At 57.3% G+C, this 18,259-nt stretch carries 14 protein-coding genes; 5 read left to right on the top strand and 9 right to left on the bottom strand.

Annotated elements, in window-relative coordinates; translation table 11 throughout:
* Positions 1-4: 4 nt before the first annotated feature.
* From GOX73_RS12650 to GOX73_RS12640, 3 genes are all read right to left on the bottom strand, one after another.
* A complete protein-coding gene (locus GOX73_RS12650) occupies positions 5-397 on the bottom strand; it encodes a cytidine deaminase (protein WP_171125465.1) in 393 nt (130 codons plus the stop codon).
* A 102-nt stretch (positions 398-499) separates the two neighbouring features.
* Complete coding sequence (locus GOX73_RS12645; RefSeq protein WP_171125466.1) at positions 500-1,597, bottom strand: cupin domain-containing protein; 1,098 nt, start codon at positions 1,595-1,597, stop codon at positions 500-502.
* Positions 1,566-2,264 (bottom strand): hypothetical protein, encoded by a 699-nt coding sequence (locus GOX73_RS12640; protein ID WP_171125468.1) that lies wholly within the window; start codon positions 2,262-2,264, stop codon positions 1,566-1,568. Before GOX73_RS12640 ends, GOX73_RS12645 begins: the two co-directional genes overlap by 32 nt.
* Positions 2,265-2,451: 187 nt before the next feature.
* Between GOX73_RS12640 and GOX73_RS12635 the strand changes: the two genes are divergently transcribed.
* The 3 genes from GOX73_RS12635 (at position 2,452) to GOX73_RS12625 (ending at position 8,405) form a co-directional block, all read left to right on the top strand.
* The gene (locus tag GOX73_RS12635) at positions 2,452-4,725 is read left to right on the top strand and encodes an NADP-dependent malic enzyme (protein ID WP_171125469.1); all 2,274 of its coding nucleotides are present in this window, start codon (positions 2,452-2,454) and stop codon (positions 4,723-4,725) included.
* 255 nt (positions 4,726-4,980) lie between these two features.
* The gene (gene prpE / locus GOX73_RS12630; RefSeq protein ID WP_171121983.1) at positions 4,981-6,870 is read left to right on the top strand and encodes a propionate-CoA ligase PrpE; all 1,890 of its coding nucleotides are present in this window, start codon (positions 4,981-4,983) and stop codon (positions 6,868-6,870) included.
* 95 nt (positions 6,871-6,965) lie between these two features.
* Positions 6,966-8,405 carry an amidase family protein gene (locus tag GOX73_RS12625; protein ID WP_171125471.1) on the top strand — a complete coding sequence of 480 codons (1,440 nt, stop codon included), beginning with the start codon at positions 6,966-6,968 and terminating at the stop codon, positions 8,403-8,405.
* A gap of 258 nt (positions 8,406-8,663) precedes the next feature.
* Here GOX73_RS12625 and GOX73_RS12620 read toward each other — a convergent pair whose 3' ends face one another.
* Positions 8,664-9,425 (bottom strand): NAD kinase, encoded by a 762-nt coding sequence (locus tag GOX73_RS12620; RefSeq protein WP_171121981.1) that lies wholly within the window; start codon positions 9,423-9,425, stop codon positions 8,664-8,666.
* Between the two features lie 167 nt (positions 9,426-9,592).
* Here GOX73_RS12620 and glyA point away from each other — a divergent pair, with 167 nt between their 5' ends.
* Positions 9,593-10,888, top strand: a complete 1,296-nt coding sequence (gene glyA / locus GOX73_RS12615) for a serine hydroxymethyltransferase (RefSeq protein ID WP_171121980.1) — start codon at positions 9,593-9,595, stop codon at positions 10,886-10,888.
* Positions 10,889-10,936: 48 nt separating this feature from the next.
* Here the strand turns inward: glyA and GOX73_RS12610 are convergent, their stop codons facing one another.
* On the bottom strand, positions 10,937-11,311 hold the full coding sequence (locus GOX73_RS12610) for a hypothetical protein (protein ID WP_171125473.1): 375 nt from the start codon (positions 11,309-11,311) through the stop codon (positions 10,937-10,939).
* A 49-nt stretch (positions 11,312-11,360) separates the two neighbouring features.
* On the opposite strand from GOX73_RS12610, the gene GOX73_RS12605 reads away from it, so the two are divergent.
* Positions 11,361-12,161, top strand: a complete 801-nt coding sequence (locus GOX73_RS12605) for an alpha/beta fold hydrolase (RefSeq protein WP_371808598.1) — start codon at positions 11,361-11,363, stop codon at positions 12,159-12,161.
* Positions 12,162-12,188: 27 nt separating this feature from the next.
* Here GOX73_RS12605 and GOX73_RS12600 read toward each other — a convergent pair whose 3' ends face one another.
* The 4 genes from GOX73_RS12600 to GOX73_RS12585 form a co-directional block, all read right to left on the bottom strand.
* Positions 12,189-12,566, bottom strand: coding sequence for a rhodanese-like domain-containing protein (locus GOX73_RS12600; RefSeq protein ID WP_171121977.1), 378 nt, complete (start codon positions 12,564-12,566; stop codon positions 12,189-12,191).
* Between the two features lie 80 nt (positions 12,567-12,646).
* Positions 12,647-13,999 carry an HlyD family type I secretion periplasmic adaptor subunit gene (locus tag GOX73_RS12595; RefSeq protein WP_171121976.1) on the bottom strand — a complete coding sequence of 451 codons (1,353 nt, stop codon included), beginning with the start codon at positions 13,997-13,999 and terminating at the stop codon, positions 12,647-12,649.
* Positions 13,996-16,116 (bottom strand): type I secretion system permease/ATPase, encoded by a 2,121-nt coding sequence (locus tag GOX73_RS12590; RefSeq protein WP_371808595.1) that lies wholly within the window; start codon positions 16,114-16,116, stop codon positions 13,996-13,998. Before GOX73_RS12590 ends, GOX73_RS12595 begins: the two co-directional genes overlap by 4 nt.
* 151 nt (positions 16,117-16,267) lie before the next feature.
* Positions 16,268-18,205: a type I secretion protein gene (locus GOX73_RS12585; protein ID WP_171125476.1), complete on the bottom strand. Its 1,938-nt coding sequence runs from the start codon at positions 18,203-18,205 to the stop codon at positions 16,268-16,270.
* Between the last annotated feature and the right edge of the window lie 54 nt (positions 18,206-18,259).

Below are 18,259 nucleotides of genomic sequence, written 5' to 3'. Positions count from 1 at the left end.
GCGGTCAGACATCCTCCATGTGCGACGCGTCGAATGCGCCGGGCAACAGGTCACCGATCGTTGTCACCAACTCCGTGCCATCCACGCTGGCCAATGTCACCTTGACGTCGCGCTTGCCGAATTCCGCCAGCTTTTGCCTGCATCCCCCGCAAGGCGGTACAGGCTGAGGGGACGAGGCCACAACATACACTTCGGTCAAGTCCTGTTCGCCCGCGGCGACCATGGCAGCGATCGCTCCGGCTTCGGCACAGGTTCCTTCGGGGTAGGCCACGTTTTCGACATTGCACCCGGCATATACCTGACCCGAGGCCGACCGGATCGCCGCACCGACCTTGAATTTGGAGTAGGGCGCGTATGCGTTTTCCCGAACCGAAAGTGCTGTGTCTTTCAACGTCATGGCGATTCCCCAATTTTTGATCATCTGGTCAGAAACTAACACACTACCGGAAAGCACTCGGGGAATTGAAGCCCCAAGCGCAGATTTCCTGAACCAAATCGCTTAGTCCAGTGTCGTGTTGAAGACACCCGGCAGCGTGACCTCCAACAGTTCGACGTCCTCTGACGGGTCAGCCAATCGGGTACGCATTCCGGGCGGGATGACAAAAGCATCCCCCTGCTCCAGCCGGTATGGATCGCGTCCTTCGCCCTCAAGGGTGACTTGGCCGTTCATGACAAATGTAAAGTGAATATCAGTATCGTGCGTTGCCCAAGCTGGTTCGCCCTGACCCTTGCGTACCACCTGCACCCCGGCCACACCCTTGGTGTTTTCGGCGATCGTTGTATCCCGGCAAACATAGCCCGGCAGCCGGAATGCCCCCCACTCCGCACCCGCGGCCTGGTTAAAGACGAACTTTTGGCCCTGCCATTCCCGATCGGGACGAAGGTGCGGAGTGGGAAGGGTCATGTCGTGATCAATCTCGGTGACATGCTTGGCTGGCACACCGATCTCGATTACCTGCACATTGTCCGACGCTTCGAGCACGCGATGACGGATTTCAGGCGGCTGGATAAAGCAATCGCCCGCCGTCAGGCGCATCTTGTCACCCTGATCCTCATAAACCACGTCCACCCAGCCGTGGATGCAGAAGATCAACTGAAACCCGACCTTGTGGAAATGCACCATGTCCGGCACCGGCCCACCATCCGGTATCCGGATATGGCTGGCGATGATCGACCCGCCCAAACGGTCGGGTACCAAATCGCGGTAATGCATCCCGGCACGTCCGATAATCCACGGCGCCTGATCCTTGAGCCGCCGCACCACAAATGAATGAACGGTATCCGGCATCACCATCGGAGGGTTGAGTTCATCAATCTCAACCCGCGTACCGTTCGGGGCGATCAAAGCGCGCTGACCATCAGCAAATCCGTCAGGATCATCCGTCAGAATACGCAGAGTGCCGGGACTTTCCGGTGCATCTTTTTCAATCCGAAGTCGCAACCCATGACCCGAGAAAACTGCGACACGCGGATCGTCAGCAGGATAGATCATGTCCATCCGCATCCCTAGAACCTTGGTGAAAAAGGGGATGTCGTCGCGCAATTCCTGCGTCGGCAGGCGAATCTCAGCGTGGATCTGGTTGGGGTTCTCGGTCATTTAAGGTCTCTTCGATTTCGGCTTTGGGCCATCCGATCAGAACAGCGGCCAGAATGCCAATCGAAAAGAACATCTCAAGCGTTTCTTCCAACACAAAGAACCGCACCATCATGACACCAGAAAAATCGTGCCGAAACATGTACGACACTTCTTCCAGCCCTTGCGCCAAAACCGCAAAGAGCCCCGCCACCACAAACATCACCATAAAAGATGCCCGGCCGCGAAGCGCACGCCACCCGTTCGGAATGCCGTGCCGGATCAAACCGAACAAAACAATCAGCCCCAAAACCACGCGAACGGCCGTGATATCGAGAACGGCATCCAGCCCGTTCAAAATCTCGAACGGCAAGCTGCCGACGGGGTAGATGTCGGACTCAAGCTCTCGTTCCGCCAAAAGCAGGCAGACAAGGCCGATATACATGCGACTTAGGCCCGGGAAACGGTAGAACGCAGCCAATCCAGCAGCAAAAAGCCCCATTGCGGAAACGGTCTCGATCAAACCGCCTTCCTGATTCAGGGTCGATGTCGGCACGGGCCATATAATACCCACGAGCAAAATCACTGCGCCCAATGCGATCGCACCCCAAAACGCAATTCGCTTGGCACCGAAGAGCATCTTTTCTGACGGAAATACACTTTCCGCCTGAAATTCGTCTTTATAGCTCATGAATGACCTTCAGTGCCCCATACGTTCGCGATGTTGTCGCAGTGGCGGGAAATTAAACACTTTATGACAGATTTCAACCAAGCGCTCTCAACATGGTTACATCATTGTTGCAGATTGACGCAGCGTAGCCATTCCGAAAAAAATAGTTTAACCCTCAACTAAATTTCGGAAGGGAGATGAATCGCCGATGTCTGACTCACCTAGCCTGCGGCAGGCCGCGCTTGACTATCACGCCCATCCAAAGCCCGGAAAGCTTGAGATCAAGGCCACCAAGCCGATGGCGAACGGCCGCGACCTAGCCCGCGCCTACTCACCCGGTGTGGCCGAAGCCAGCCTTGAAATCAAAGCGGATGCCGCCAATGCAGAACTTTACACAGCGCGCGGTAACCTGGTGGCCGTCGTATCCAACGGCACCGCAGTATTGGGGCTGGGGAATATCGGTGCGCTTGCCTCGAAGCCCGTGATGGAAGGTAAGGCCGTCCTGTTCAAGAAATTTGCCGGGATTGACTGTTTCGACATCGAGGTGGATCAAGCCGACCCAGAAAAGCTGGCCGATATCGTTTGCGCGCTAGAGCCGACCTTTGGCGCGATCAACCTGGAAGATATCAAGGCACCAGACTGTTTCATCGTCGAAAAGCTGTGCCGGGAACGTATGAACATCCCAGTGTTCCACGACGACCAGCACGGCACCGCGATCGTTGTTGGGGCCGCCGCCAAAAACGCTCTGCACGTGGCTGGTAAGAAATTCGAAGATATCAAGGTGGTTTCAACCGGTGGCGGTGCCGCCGGGATTGCCTGTCTCAGTATGTTGGTCAAGCTGGGCGTCAAGCGCGAGAATATCTGGCTGTGCGACATTCACGGGCTGGTCTACGAAGGCCGCGCCGAAGATATGAACCCGCATAAGGACCAGTTCGCGCAGAAATCCGACCTGCGAACGTTGGATGACGTAATCGGCGACGCGGACCTGTTTCTGGGTCTCAGCGGACCAAACGTGCTGAAACCCGAAATGGTGGCAAAAATGGCCAGCCGTCCGATCATTTTCGCACTGGCCAACCCAACGCCCGAGATTCTGCCCGATGCAGCGCGCGAAGTTGTTCCCGACGCAATCATTGCCACCGGTCGCAGCGATTTCCCAAATCAGGTCAATAACGTCCTGTGCTTTCCGTTCATCTTCCGCGGCGCTCTGGACGTAGGGGCGACCGAGATCAACGATGAAATGCAGATCGCTTGTGTAGACGGGATTGCAGAGATGGCCCGCGCCACAACCAGCGCCGAAGCAGCCGCTGCATATAAGGGGGAACAGCTAACCTTTGGCCCCGACTATCTGATTCCCAAGCCGTTTGACCCCCGGTTGGTGGGTGTTGTGTCCTCGTCAGTGGCCAAGGCAGCAATGGAAAGCGGGGTCGCCAAACGCCCCATCACAGACATCGAGGCATATAAAGAGCGGCTGAATCAGACCGTCTTTAAATCCGCCCTCATCATGCGCCCCGTCTTCGAGGCCGCTGCCGCTGCGTCCCGCCGCATCGTGTTTGCCGAGGGCGAGGATGAACGTGTCCTGCGCGCAGCCCAAGCTATCCTTGAGGAAACCACAGAGACCCCGATCCTGATCGGACGTCCCGATGTGATCGACGCACGATGTGAACGTCTGGGCCTGACCGTGCGTCCCGGCGAGGACTTCCAGATTGTGAACCCGGAAAACGATCCTCGATACTATGACTACTGGAACTCGTACCATAATATCATGCAGCGTCGGGGCGTAACGCCAGACCTTGCCAAAGCGATCATGCGGACGAACAACACCGCGATTGCCGCCATCATGGTACAACGCGGCGAGGCTGACAGCATGATCTGCGGCACGTTCGGCGAATATCGCTGGCATCTGAATTATGTGCAGCAGGTTCTGGATGACGGCGACCTGCGGCCTCATGGGGCGCTTTCGCTGATGGTCCTCGAGGACGGCCCCCTGTTCATCGCCGATACGCATGTACGACAGTTGCCAACGCCCGAAGAGCTGGCCGAAACGACCATTGGCGCAGCCCGCCATGTGCGACGGTTCGGTCTGGAGCCCAAGATCGCGTTCTGTTCGCAGTCACAGTTCGGCAATCAGGCGGAAGGATCCGGAAAACGCCTGCGCGCCGCGCTTGAGATGCTTGACTCGAAACCACGTGACTTCACCTACGAAGGCGAGATGAACCTGGACTTGGCACTGGACCCAGAATTGCGTTCGCGGATTTTTCCGAATTCGCGCCTTCAAGGGGCAGCCAACGTTCTGATATTCGCCCACGCAGACGCGGCCAGCGGGGTCCGCAATATCCTTAAGATGAAGGCCGATGGGCTTGAGGTTGGCCCGATCCTGATGGGGATGGGCAACAAGGCACATATCGTGACACCCTCGATCACGGCGCGCGGGTTGCTGAACATGGCGGCCATCGCGGGCACTCCGGTCGCGCATTACGGATAGGACGGCGCCGGGCATCCTTTAAGATGCCCGGCCTGATTCTGCCGCTATTTGCACGCAATGGTTTGCAGATTTGCAAATGCGGCCTATATCCGCCCATAAACCCGCTTAATGCGGCGAATTTGCAAAAATTTGCAACCTAAAAAGCGCTCATCTGCAAATGTTTTGCGGTAAAGTGACGCCCCGTCACAGCGGTTGCTTGTGTGTCGCCCCCTGCGCCCCTAACAACGGCACAGGGAATTTTCGGAGGAAACCACTGTGGCATATCAGGACGTTTACGATAGCTGGAAATCCGATCCAGAGGCCTTCTGGATGGAAGCCGCCAAAGGGATAGATTGGGTCCAGCCACCGACCAAAGCTCTGTTTGACGACAAGGCGCCTCTTTATGAGTGGTTTTCCGATGCCAAGGTAAATACCTGCTGGAATGCGGTGGACCGGCATGTCGAAAATGGCAGGGGCGAACAGACCGCGATCATCTACGACAGCCCGATCACCCACACCAAGCGTGAGATTTCCTATGTCGAACTCCGCAATCGCGTGGCAAACCTTGCGGGGGCTTTGCGCGCCAAGGGAATCGAAAAGGGCGACCGGGTTATCATCTATATGCCGATGATCCCCGAGGCGCTTGAGGCAATGCTGGCCTGCGCTCGCCTGGGTGCCGTGCATTCCGTGGTGTTTGGCGGGTTTGCAAGTAACGAACTGGCAGTACGGATCGACGACGCCAAGCCCAAGGCCATCATTGCGGCCTCATGCGGGATGGAGCCGGGGCGCGTCGTGCATTACAAACCCCTTCTGGACGGCGCCATTGATCTGGCCAGCCACAAACCTGACTTTTGCGTTATTTTTCAACGCGAACAGGAAGTCGCGCAACTGATTGAAGGGCGCGATTTCAACTGGCACGGATTTCAATACGGCGTTGAACCCGCGGAATGCGTTCCAGTAGACGGCAATGATCCCGCATATATTCTGTACACATCAGGCACCACCGGATCCCCCAAGGGCGTCGTGCGTCCGACCGCCGGTCATCTGGTCGCGCTGAACTGGACGATGAAGAACATTTATGACGTCGATCCCGGCGATGTGTTCTGGGCAGCCTCTGACGTCGGTTGGGTCGTGGGGCATTCCTATATCTGCTATGCGCCGCTGATCCACGGGAACACTACCATTGTATTCGAAGGCAAGCCGGTTGGCACCCCGGATGCTGGCACATTCTGGCGCGTGATAGCTGAACACAAGGTCAAAAGCTTCTTCACCGCCCCGACCGCCATCCGAGCAGTCAAGCGCGAGGACCCAAAGGGAGAGCTGATTTCGAAATACGACCTGTCCAGCCTACGCGCTTTGTTCCTTGCAGGTGAACGTGCGGACCCTGACACAATCGAATGGGCGCAGGAGGCTTTGAAAGTCCCGGTCATCGACCACTGGTGGCAAACCGAAACGGGGTGGACCATCGCTGGCAACCCTCTGGGGATTGAGGAACTGGCGATCAAGCTGGGATCTCCGGCAAAACCCATGCCGGGCTACGACGTTCAGATTCTGGATGAAGGCGGCCACCCGATGAAACCTGGTGAACTGGGTGCGATCACGGTCAAGCTTCCCCTCCCCCCCGGCACATTGCCGACGCTTTGGAACGCAGAGGAACGGTTCAAAAGCTCATACCTCAACCAATTCCCCGGTTATTATGAGACCGGCGATGCGGGAATGATTGATGAGGAAGGATACCTCTACATCATGGCCCGTACCGATGACGTGATCAACGTCGCGGGGCACCGCCTGTCCACCGGCGGGATGGAAGAGGTTCTGGCCGCCCACCCCGATGTGGCCGAATGTGCAGTCATTGGCGTGACTGATCAGTTGAAAGGGCAAATGCCCGTGGGGTTCCTGTGCCTGAATGCCGGTTGCGACCGCGATCACGGTGAAGTCGTGCAAGACGTGGTCAAACTGGTCCGCGAAAAGATCGGCCCTGTCGCGGCGTTCAAACAAGCCGTGGTGGTAGATCGTCTGCCCAAGACCCGCTCGGGCAAGATCCTGCGCGGGACGATGGTGTCGATCGCGGACAGCAAAGATTACAAGATGCCCGCAACGATCGACGATCCCGCCATTCTGGATGAGATCACGGACGCGCTGAAATCAATCGGCTACGCCCAGTAACCGGACTGAGGGCGTCAGCGCGTCGCCCTCAGCCCCGGCTTTTTCTTGCAACCCATGACCGGGCCTCTACTGTCTGATCAAGACAGTGAGGCCCTATGACATCAAGCGACATCTGGCGTCTGAACGCCACCGATCTGACCGCCCTGACCCGCAACAAGGACATCAGCGCGGAAGACGCCGTGAAATCATCCCTGGACCGGATGCAACAGGTGAACCCCGACCTGAACGCCGTGGTCGAGGACCTGAGCGACGAGGCGCTGACCCGTGCCCGTAATCTGGACAAGGCCGTGGCCAATGGCGCTGAACCCGGGCCGCTGCATGGTGTCCCGGTGACGATCAAGATCAACGTCGATCAAAAGGGCCACGCAACCTCGAACGGGGTTGTCGCGCTGAAGGATGTGATCGCCCCCGCTGATGCACCGATTGTTCGCAACCTTCAGAATGCAGGGGCCATCGTCATAGGGCGCACGAACACGCCTGAATTCTCATTCCGGGCGGATACGGATAACGAACTCCACGGGCGAACGAATAACCCATGGGGCCGCCACATCTCGCCCGGAGGGTCGTCCGGTGGCGCCGGGGCTGCAGTGATGGCAGGGATCGGCGCGCTGGCTCATGGCAATGACATCGGCGGCAGCCTGCGATTTCCGGCTGCTGCAAACGGCGCGGTGACGGTTAAACCGGGGCTCGAGCGTGTTCCTGCATGGAATCCCAGCCAAAAGACCGAACGGGGATTGCTGGCGCAGTCGATGTCGGTGCAGGGGCTGATCACGCGCTCGGCGGCGGATCTGCATCTTTCGATGCCCAGCCTGATCGCACCTGACCCGCATGACCCCTTCCATGTACCGATGCCATGGCGCGGCTCAGCCGACGAAGGACCGATCAAAGTCGCGTTTACGAAGGACACATTCGGATACGCACTGCACCCCGAAGTCGACCGGGCCCTGGACATTGCCCGAGACGCGCTGGTTGACGCAGGTTATCACGTCGAAGAAATCGCACCCCCGGATGTATTCAAATGCGGCCGCGGCGGGTATCGCGCCCTGATGGGCGAAGTTCTGACCCTGTTGAAAAGCGATATTGAGGCGGCCGGGTCGCAGACCATTCGCGATATCTTCGAGGTCTATTTTCAGGAGTTCCCACCGATCACCGGAACAGACCTGATCGAGATGCTGGCCAAACGCAGCCACTACGCCCGTGAATGGTCGCTTTTCATGCAGAACTACCCGCTGGTGCTTTCTCCGTTTTTGCCCCAGCCGTTTTTCAAACCCGATCGCGACACGGAAGGCGCGGAAGGCGTGCATGAGGTTTTGGGCTGCGCCGTCTATTCCTATGCAATGAATTTCCTCGGCCTGCCTGCCGCCAGCGTTCCCGCGCTTTTGGCAAATCTTCCCCAAGGGCCGCAGCCTATTAACGTACAGATCGCGGCCCCTCGCTGGCGCGAAGACATGGCGGTGGATGCTGCCGCCGCGATCGAATCGCGTGTCGGTCAAATGTGCCTGCCACTTTGGGACAAGATGAGCGCATCCGCGTAAACAAGCGTTCAGAACAAAATAGACCCCGGGTTTTTGTGCCCGGGGTCCGCTTGCTAAAATATGCCCGGAGATCCGATAACGAGCGTAGCACCACCTACCCCCGCCAGCGCGAAAAATGCGCATTCAATTCGAAAACACCGTTGGCGGCCACTCACTCCCACCTTGGTGTGTTCTTCGGGCAAGTTCAGGTTAATCCAACATTAATCCAACTCCTGTGAACTGGTTCACACAAGTCAAAAAAAACGACTAACAGGAAGATTATGTGAATTGCTCTGAGATCAGGCGCTCTTCAAGGCCGTGACCGGGGTCGAACAGAATACGGTGCTGTATGGACGGCTCGGACCGTATTTCGACCCAGTCTATATCGGGGAAAGATACAGAATCCGCGTCCGCCATAACGGGTCGCTTGTCGGCATCCAGCACATCGAATCGCACCTTGGCTATCTTGGGCAGCAACGCCCCACGCCAGCGACGGGGCCTGAAGGCCGCGATCGCCGTCAAAGCCAAAACATCCGAGCCGATGGGCAAGATCGGACCGTGAGCAGAATAATTATACGCCGTTGACCCGGCAGGCGTTGACAGCAACGCCCCGTCGCAGACCAATTCATCCATACGAACGCGGCCATCCACACTGATCTTCAGCCGCGCGGCCTGAGGACCGGCCCGCAACAACGAGACCTCGTTAATCGCCAATGCCTCGTGCAGTTTACCGGATTGGTCCATTGCGCGCATGGCCAACGGGTTGATGACCTCTTCTTCGGCGGCGGCAAGGCGATCCAGCAGATCGGTTTCGTGAAACTCGTTCATCAAAAAACCGATTGTTCCGCGGTTCATGCCGTAAACCGGGGTGTCAAGATGCTGCATATTGTGCAGCGTGTGCAGCATGAAGCCATCCCCGCCCAGCGCAACAACGACGTCGGCATCGCGCGGCGCGGCGTTTCCATACCGCTTGACCAGTTTATCGCGGGCGGATTGCGCCACCTTAACGTCGCTGGCGAGAAAGGCGATTCTCTGAATCATCTGTTGTGGTTTCCGGTCTTGCACATTTGGTTCCGAAACAAGCATACCTTTCCCCGATAGGCCAGACTTGACGCCGCAGCAGGCCAATTCGTCGCTTTAAGCCTTTTGCGCCAGATCGGTTTCCGATAGGAAATCCGCAAGAATTACCCCCAGAATGTGGAGCCCCCATGAACGCCAATCTTCGTGATACCGGATTTTTCACCCAGTCACTTGCGGACCGTGACCCCGAGTTGTTCGGCTCGATCACGTCCGAACTGGGCCGTCAGCGCGACGAGATCGAACTGATCGCATCCGAGAACATTGTCTCTGCCGCCGTAATGGAAGCGCAGGGCTCGGTCATGACCAACAAATACGCCGAGGGCTATCCCGGGCGTCGTTACTATGGCGGCTGCCAATTCGTCGACATCGCCGAAAATCTGGCCATTGACCGCGCAAAGCAGCTTTTTGGTTGTGAGTTCGCAAACGTCCAACCCAATTCGGGCAGCCAAGCCAACCAAGGTGTGTTCCAGGCGCTGATCCAGCCCGGCGACACCATTCTGGGCATGAGCTTGGACGCAGGCGGTCACCTGACCCACGGCGCGCGCCCGAACCAGTCGGGCAAGTGGTTCAACGCCGTTCAGTACGGTGTGCGCCAGCAGGACAACATGTTGGACTACGATCAGGTCGAGGTGCTGGCGAAAGAGCATCAGCCCAAGCTGATCATCGCGGGCGGTTCTGCCATACCACGTCAGATCGATTTTGCCCGTATGCGCGAGATTGCGGACATGGTCGGCGCTTACCTGCATGTGGATATGGCCCACTTTGCCGGTCTGGTTGCGGCGGGTGAGCATCCCAGCCCCTTCCCGCACGCGCATGTGGCGACTACCACCACCCACAAAACTTTGCGCGGCCCGCGCGGCGGCATGATCCTGACCAATGACGAGGCGATCGCCAAGAAAGTAAACTCGGCCATCTTCCCCGGCATTCAGGGCGGACCGCTGATGCATGTCATCGCAGGCAAAGCCGTCGCGTTCGGAGAGGCCCTGCGCCCCGAGTTCAAGACCTACATCCAGAACGTGGTCAACAACGCGCAGGCGCTATCGGATCAACTGATCAAAGGCGGTCTGGATACCGTAACCCACGGCACCGATACCCACGTGGTACTGGTCGACCTGCGGCCAAAAGGTGTGAAGGGCAACGCGACAGAGAAAGCTCTGGGCCGGGCGCATATTACCTGCAACAAGAACGGCGTGCCGTTCGACCCCGAAAAGCCAACCATTACGTCGGGCATTCGCCTTGGCTCGCCCGCCGGAACTACCCGTGGCTTTGGCGAGGGCGAGTTCCGTCAGATCGCGGATTGGATCATCGAAGTGGTCGACGGTCTGGCCGCCAACGGCGAAGACGGCAACGGTGAGGTCGAAGCCAAGGTCAAGGCTGAAGTGGCCGAGCTTTGCGCTCGCTTCCCGATCTACCCGAACCTGTAAGTTTGATCGATTTCAAACAGTTAAACGGCGTCTACAGGGCGCCGTTTTTTAGATAAACCCTTGCCACCGCAGGAACGCCAAGAGCAGGGCAGACAGGACAAGCAGGTTAAAGGCCAAGCTGCTCAGCATCCCTAGAAACCACCCCATGCGCCGGTCGGCAAGATTCATGCCCCCCAAATGTTTCTGCACCTCTTCCGATGCCCTGGCCAGCTTTGGCGTGTCCAACACCAGCCTCAGCTTGGGATGAGCCGCCATTTGTTCAGCTTGCGCCAGCAACATGGCCTGCTTGTAAATCCGGCGGGGAAGCTGCCGCTTTGCTTTTTTGACCGACTCGGTCAGCGTCTTGCCATGGACACCCAACTTGTCGCGCAACAGTTGCACCGTTTGCGCGATCTGGGTTTGGATATCGACGGTCTTTTGCATACGCGTTTCTCCTGATGCGGCACTTTATATGGGCTGCTTCCCTGCGACAATGGGGCTGGTCGTTTCAATTCGCGCCGGGTATCACACGGTCATGCTGAACACGATTGTACATGGCGAACCCACCGAAAACCCACCGCTGATTATCGCGCATGGGCTATATGGCTCGGCCCGGAATTGGGGCGTCATCGCCCGGCGCTTGTCCGATGAACGGCAGGTTGTTGCCGTAGACATGCGCAACCACGCGAACAGCATGTGGACAGACCATCATGACTATCCAGATTTGGCCCGCGACCTTGCTGAGGTGATCGCGCATTTTGGCGGCACCGCCGATGTTGTCGGGCATTCCATGGGGGGCAAGGCGGCCATGGCCTTGGCCCTTTTATACGGTGAAAGTGTGCGCAAACTGATGGTCGCAGACATTGCGCCTGTCACCTACACGCACAGCCAAATCCAATTCATCGAAGCAATGCGCGCAGTCGACTTGTCCAAGGTTGAACGACGCTCGGACGCGGAACAACAGTTGGCGCTACATGGCGTCGAAAAAGCCCTGCAGAGCTTTTTCACACAATCGTTGGATATCAAGGGACAACGCTGGCTTCTTAATCTGGATGTATTGGCGTCTGAGATGCCAAAGATCATGAGCTTTCCTGATCTGAACGCACATTGGGCAGGACCAGCCTTGTTTCTGTCCGGCGGCAGTTCGGATTATGTGCTTCCGGAGCATCGCGACAGAATTCGCGCGTTGTTTCCCGCTGCGCGCTTCGCCAAAATTCCCGGTGCGGGGCATTGGCTACACGCTGAAAAACCCCGCGAATTCGAAGCCGCAGTCAGGGCTCTTCTCAACGCTTAAGTCGCTGCGCGAATTACAGCTTTGCGATTAACTTTCAGAGGTTTCGCCGCCGGCGTTCACCCAATCATTCAACCCGCCAAGATTATAAACCTGATCATAGCCCATATCCTTTAGCAGCTTCCCGGCAAGGGCGGCGCGTCCGCCTGATGCGCAATACAGCACGATCGGGCGATCCTTTTTCAGCTCGGGGTCGTGCGACTGAAGCGCGTCATCGGCGCGAAATTCGAGCATCCCTCGAGGGATGTGGTGCGCGCCCTTGGCCCGACCCGTTTTGTGAACCTCGGCCGCATCACGGATGTCCAGCAAAAGGCCACCTTTGCCCAACACATCTTTGGCCTTTTCCATATCGATACGCTCGACGGCAGCGTTTGCAGCCTCCATCATTTCCTTGACGGTCACGGGCATGTCGCACCCTCCTGTTGGTTGTCACGGGATGCTAACATGCAAAAACTGGAAGGTGTAGGTTGATCGCCCTAGGCCGGCGATCAATGTTCCCGGAAAGCGCGCGACATGCTGTCTGTCACAGGCTTTGCTATATAGGCCGCAAAGGTGCGTTCTTCGGTCTGGATCATGATCTCGGCCGGCATTCCCGGCGTCGGAATAAAGCCGCGAACCCTTTCGATCTCATCCGGCTCAAGCGATATCCGCGCAAGATAAACCTCTTGCGGGGCGCCCGAGGAATCTTCGACAAGCGCATCTGCTGAAACATAAAAGACCTCACCACTCAGCACCGGGGTCGTGCGCTGGTTCAGCGCAACAAGGCGCACAGTTGCATCCTGACCGGTGATGACGCTGTCAATCTCTGTCCGGGGGATTTGCGCCTCGATGATCAGCGGGGCGTCTGCGGGCAGGATTTCAGCGATGGGCTCACCCGTTTCGATAACACCGCCGGGCGTGTGATAATGCAACCGAACAACCGTTCCCGTCACCGGGGCGCGGACAACGGCACGGTCCAGAACGCTGCGCGCCTGACGCGCCTTTTCGCGGACGCTTTCCAGATCACCTTCGATCACGCCAAGTTCGTCCAGCGCGGCTTCGCGATAGGCGGACCGCGTGCGTGTAATCTGTTCTTCATACTTGAGCAGCATCTGATTGATTTCAGCCGTTTCTGCGGCCAAACGCGCCTGCTGGCCATCGGCCTCGGCTTGAACCCTGCGGATCGTGTTCAGATCACCCTTTCGCACCAACCCCTTTTCGAACAGCGACTGCTTGGTTTCATATTCTTCCTGAAGGATTTCCGAGCGTCGCTTCATGCTTGCAAGCTGTGCTTCAAAGCCGCTGGATCGAATCTTCAGGGCTTCCATATTACGCTCCAGAAGGGCGATATCGTTCAGCAAAGTCTTGCGAGACACGTCAAAACTGATGCGTTGACCATCGAGGATCGTCATCACCTCGACATCATCCGTAGCGGCCAGCAACCCCTGCGAGAATTCCAGGCGGTCGCTTTCATTGTATTCGGCCTGCAAACGCTCAGTCATGGCCTGAAGGCGGATTTTCCGGATGAACAACTCGCGCTCATTGGCTTCGGCTGAGGTCTGATCAAGCGTCATCAGAACTTGGCCCGCCTTCACGGATTGGCCCTCGATCACTTTGATGTCCTCGATGATGCCGCCTTCAAGATGCTGCACGATCTTGTTGCGACCCGTCGCGACAAAGCTGCCTTGCGCGATTACCGCGGCGGCCAGAGGAGCGCGGAAAGACCAGACGCCAAACCCACCAAAGCATAGGATCAGCATGACGAACCCAACCACAATCAATCGGTTGATGGATCGCGGAACCTCGGCATACCAGACGGTCGGGTCCTTGGGGTCGTTGTTGATTGCGACCAGATCGTTCATTGTCCATCCCCCTTCTGGCCAGCGATACCTTGCTGATTGCGTGGTCCGTTCAGTTGCTGCAGAACCTGTTCACGCTGCCCAAACAGAGCCACACGACCGTCGGTCAGCAGCATGATTTTGTCGACCGCGTTCAGCAGCGTTGGCTTTTGCGTGATCACCACGACGGTAATTTTGCTTTCTTTAGCTTGGGCAATCGCCCGGGCCAGCGCCTGATCTCCGGCGACATCCAGATTTGAATTTGGCTCATCCAGAACAACCATCCTTGGGTTGCCGAAAAAGGCCCGCGCCAAAGCGATGCGTTGTTTCTGGCCCCCTGACAATGGCGAGCCATCTGCGGAGACAACGGTCTCATACCCTTGCGGAAGGGTAGCGATCATGTTGTGCACATCCGCAAGAACCGCTGCGTCGTGGATTTGTTCATCCGTCGCGTCTTCGCGCATCCGTCCGATGTTGTCCTTGATCGTTCCGGGGAACAACTGCACGTCCTGCGGCAGGTAGCCGATGCTTTCCCCAAATTGCCGCGGGTCCCAATTGCGAATGTCCATCAGGTCCAACCGTACGCTCCCCGACGTTGGCAGGATGGATCCGACCAGCGTTTTACCCAAGGTCGTCTTGCCAGCGCCGGAATTGCCGATGATCGCCAAGGTCTCACCCGGATTGAGTGAGAAGCTGATCCCGTTCAGAACAACCCTCTTGGTCCCGCCGGGCACGTAAAGCAAACGCTCAACATCCAACCGGCCTTCGGGGCGCGGTAGGCGCAGTTTTTCAAACTGCAGCGCCGAGTTGGACAGCAGATTGCTGATGCGGCCATACGCGCCGCGGGTCAACAGAAACGCATTCCAACCCTCGATCGAGCCTTCAATCGGGGCAAACGCACGCCCGGCAATGATCGACGCTGCGATAACCATGCCGCCCGTGATCTCACCCTGAAGGGCAAGAAACGCCCCCCACCCAAGGATTGCGATCTGCGTCAACAAGCGCACCGCGCGCGAGATAGCAGCGAAAATAACATTGCGGTCCTGTGCACGCACCTGCCACGTCAGCGACTGCGCCGTGTCGCGGCCCCAAATCCGAACGGCCTCGGGGATCATGGCCAGCGCATTGATGATCTGACTGTTGCGCGCCATCGAATCCAGATGCTGATTTGCCATCGACTGTGCCTTGTTCGCCTCGGCAAACGGTTTGGCGGTCATGCGTTGGTTTATCAGGGCAATCACCATCAACAGCAAAGCTGTCGCGATGACAATCGTGCCTAGCTGAGGATGCACGAGGAAAATCATCAGGATGAAAAGCGGGGCGAACGGCACATCCAAAAAGGAAATCAGCGTTCCTGACACAAGAAACCCTCTGACCTGCTGCAAGTCGCCCAACGTCTGATACTCGCGCCCGGTTCCATGCAGTGACGCATGGGCGGCCGCGCTCAGGATCGGTGCCCCAAGGCGCGCGTTAACCTCGACCGCCGTGCGCATCAGCATGAACCGACGCACAGCATCAAAGGCGGATTGAAAGATCACCGCCCCGGCGACAATCGCCGTCAGCATGATCAACGTATCTAAAGAACGGCTGGTCAACACCCGGTCACTGATCTGGAACAGATAGATCGGAATCGCCAGGATCAGGATATTCGTTGCGCAGGTCAGCACCAGAACAAAAGCCAAATTCCGCCATATCGCACGCAGGGACGTGCGCAGGGTGTTCTGGAAATCTTCAGGTGGGGTGCGCTTGTGAAAAGTCTGGGGTGGCCCTTTACCGTCGCCGCCGCCCTCTTTGCGCAGCGGTAGCGGCTCGTTTGCCTTGGCCTCGATAGTGGTACCTATGGCTTCACCGCTGTGCGAGCGCGACGAGGGGGGTTTTCGTGCGGTCGAATCCTTAGCGGTCTCAGGATCGGGGCCTTTGGCATCGGCCACCCCAGCACCACGGCCCTCTTGGTAATTGTCTTCATCGGGCTGTGGCTGAGCGCGCCGGGGGGAAGGTACAGCGCGCTCTGGAGGTTCCGTGTTCTTATTCGGTTCTGCAGATGCCCGTGCGGTTCGGGTCGCCTGCGATTCAACGGCCTTGGCCGGATTGGTCTTAGGAGATTTTAACCGCATCTCCTCGGTTAGGCGCAAACCGACCATCTTCGCTGGCCTGTGCGCGGGTTCGTCAACAAGGGGTCTAACTCGGTCCGGACCGTTTCGACTGTCCAGCGGACTGGCAAACGGTGTGCGGCGCGACGAAAACAAAATCGACATACTAAAACTTTCGGGTCACTCGTAACTAATAAAGAGATTAGGCTAGCATGGACTGCATACCGTCATCCAAACTGGCCGCCTCGGAGGGTGTTAGTTTGTTGTGGCCCGGTGCAAGATCTGACTTGCCGGGTCCGTTTGTTTCCTCCATCAAAAACGCGATGGCTTCATTGGCGATCTCTTCGCCCAACTCTTCATCAGGTGAGTCGATCAGGCTGGCCTGATGCAGCAACATATCCGAGTACTCGCCCTCCGCCGCCATAACGACAGAGTCGACGCCAATCTTGGAAACGCTGGCTGCGTTCAACAGCGCGTTCCCGGCACCCAACGCCGATGCTTCAGCACCTTGGCCCGCTGTCAGATGGACGTCGTCCTGATCCTGCAGCAAGGTGACCTGTTCGATTACGTTCGCCTGGATCAGGTCCCCTTCAATCTTCAGAACGCGAAGCTGCTCCATCCCGGCAAAGGCTGGATCGTTCAACAGCGCGTCTTCAAGGGCGTCTGTGTTCACTTCCTCTATCGGCAAAACGCTGGCCAAGTTCGGAGTGATGTCTTCATGCGTATCTTCACCCGTACTGGTCAGAGACACCTGGTTCATGACAAGGTTCTCTTCGACCTCATTCTGAACGGGACCCGTTACGACATCGTCGTCAATCAAGACGATCGTTTGCTGAACGATGTCGACGGAAACCATATTCCCGCCAACCATGACTACGTCATAGAAGCTGCCCAACTGAACAATGTTGTTGGCGTTGAACATGTCGTTGTCACCCAGAACATACATACTGTTCGAAGCCGAAACTTCGGTCTGGATGTGATCAATGTCGGTGGCGTCAATCACTTGTTTGACAAAATTGGTGACGTACAGGTCTCCGCTTATCCAACTGATAACGACAAGCGGATCCTGTCCGGGTGGTGCTACGTTATCTTCAATCCAAGACGCCTCGTTGGCTTCGACTGCAATCTGGGACGACTGGATAACCTTGGTTTCGCTCTGCGCGCCCGGCTCTCCTTCGTCGATGTCTGAGACAATTGCCACCTGGCTGACCACGGTCAGATCGTAGGACGCCCCGCCCACAGCTATTATCGGTGCGTCGACCCAACCAACCGTGATGGACACTTCGTTGATTGCCAGATTGCCGCCCGCAATCACCGTGTGGCCTTCACCAAATACGTCATCTTCGGACTGATCCCATTCTTTCGGATAGGGGTTCGGCTGCCCGCTCTCTTCGTCGTCCTCGGACTGATGATGCTGTGGCAAAAGCTCCATCCAATCGGGCAGTTCCTCTACCCGTTCGCCGTTGACGATGATACCCACCGCTTCTTCGCCGTGGAATTGATGGACTGTGGCACCATCGACCTGAACGGTCACGGTCGCCTTCATCTGTTCGGCCAACTGTTCCAGTTTCTCGACCGATTGGTAGTCCGCAATGTCAAAAGACGGGGATGAGATCACATGCAGCGACAGCGCGACGTCCAGCGCCTCGTAACCCTCTTGCATCAAAACTTCGGCGTCGCGGAAATCACCCTGACCGATTGTGTCGTTGTCGCTCAGGTTAAGGGTCTGGAATGTGTATGCGACGGCTGACCCGATAAGTTCAGGCACCAGTTCTGGAACCACGATAGTCTGCTGAAATTCCGCCGTAAATAGTTGCCCTTCGGGGATAATCTCGTCCGGACCGGATACCGGATCAAGGAAAAGAGCCGGTTCAGGGATTGGACCACCAGAGGCCGGGGGGAACGGACCATCATTGTCCGGGGCCATGAATTTATAGGGAAGAGGACCGTATTTACCCGGATCAAGTTTCAGGTCGGCCCGCACATTAATGGCTGTGGCCTCTGCCAGATCCTCTAATTCAATCTTGCGTCTGAGGGCGGTAAATTCCTCATACTGTTCGCGCAGTCTGGCCTGCTCAGTCGTAAGCTCAAAGGTTCCAATAAAGTGGGCAATCGTTTCACTGATACTGTCGAGCGACATAACACTGTCCTTTCCCCGTCCCGGCGCAAAATTTCCGGTCTGGGTTAAGTTGGG

This window comes from Ruegeria sp. HKCCD7221, from assembly GCF_013031225.1.
Taxonomy (GTDB): Bacteria; Pseudomonadota; Alphaproteobacteria; order Rhodobacterales; family Rhodobacteraceae; genus Ruegeria.
The sequence above is the reverse complement of the archived record's forward strand: the minus strand, read 5'-3'. Positions and strand labels throughout refer to the sequence as shown.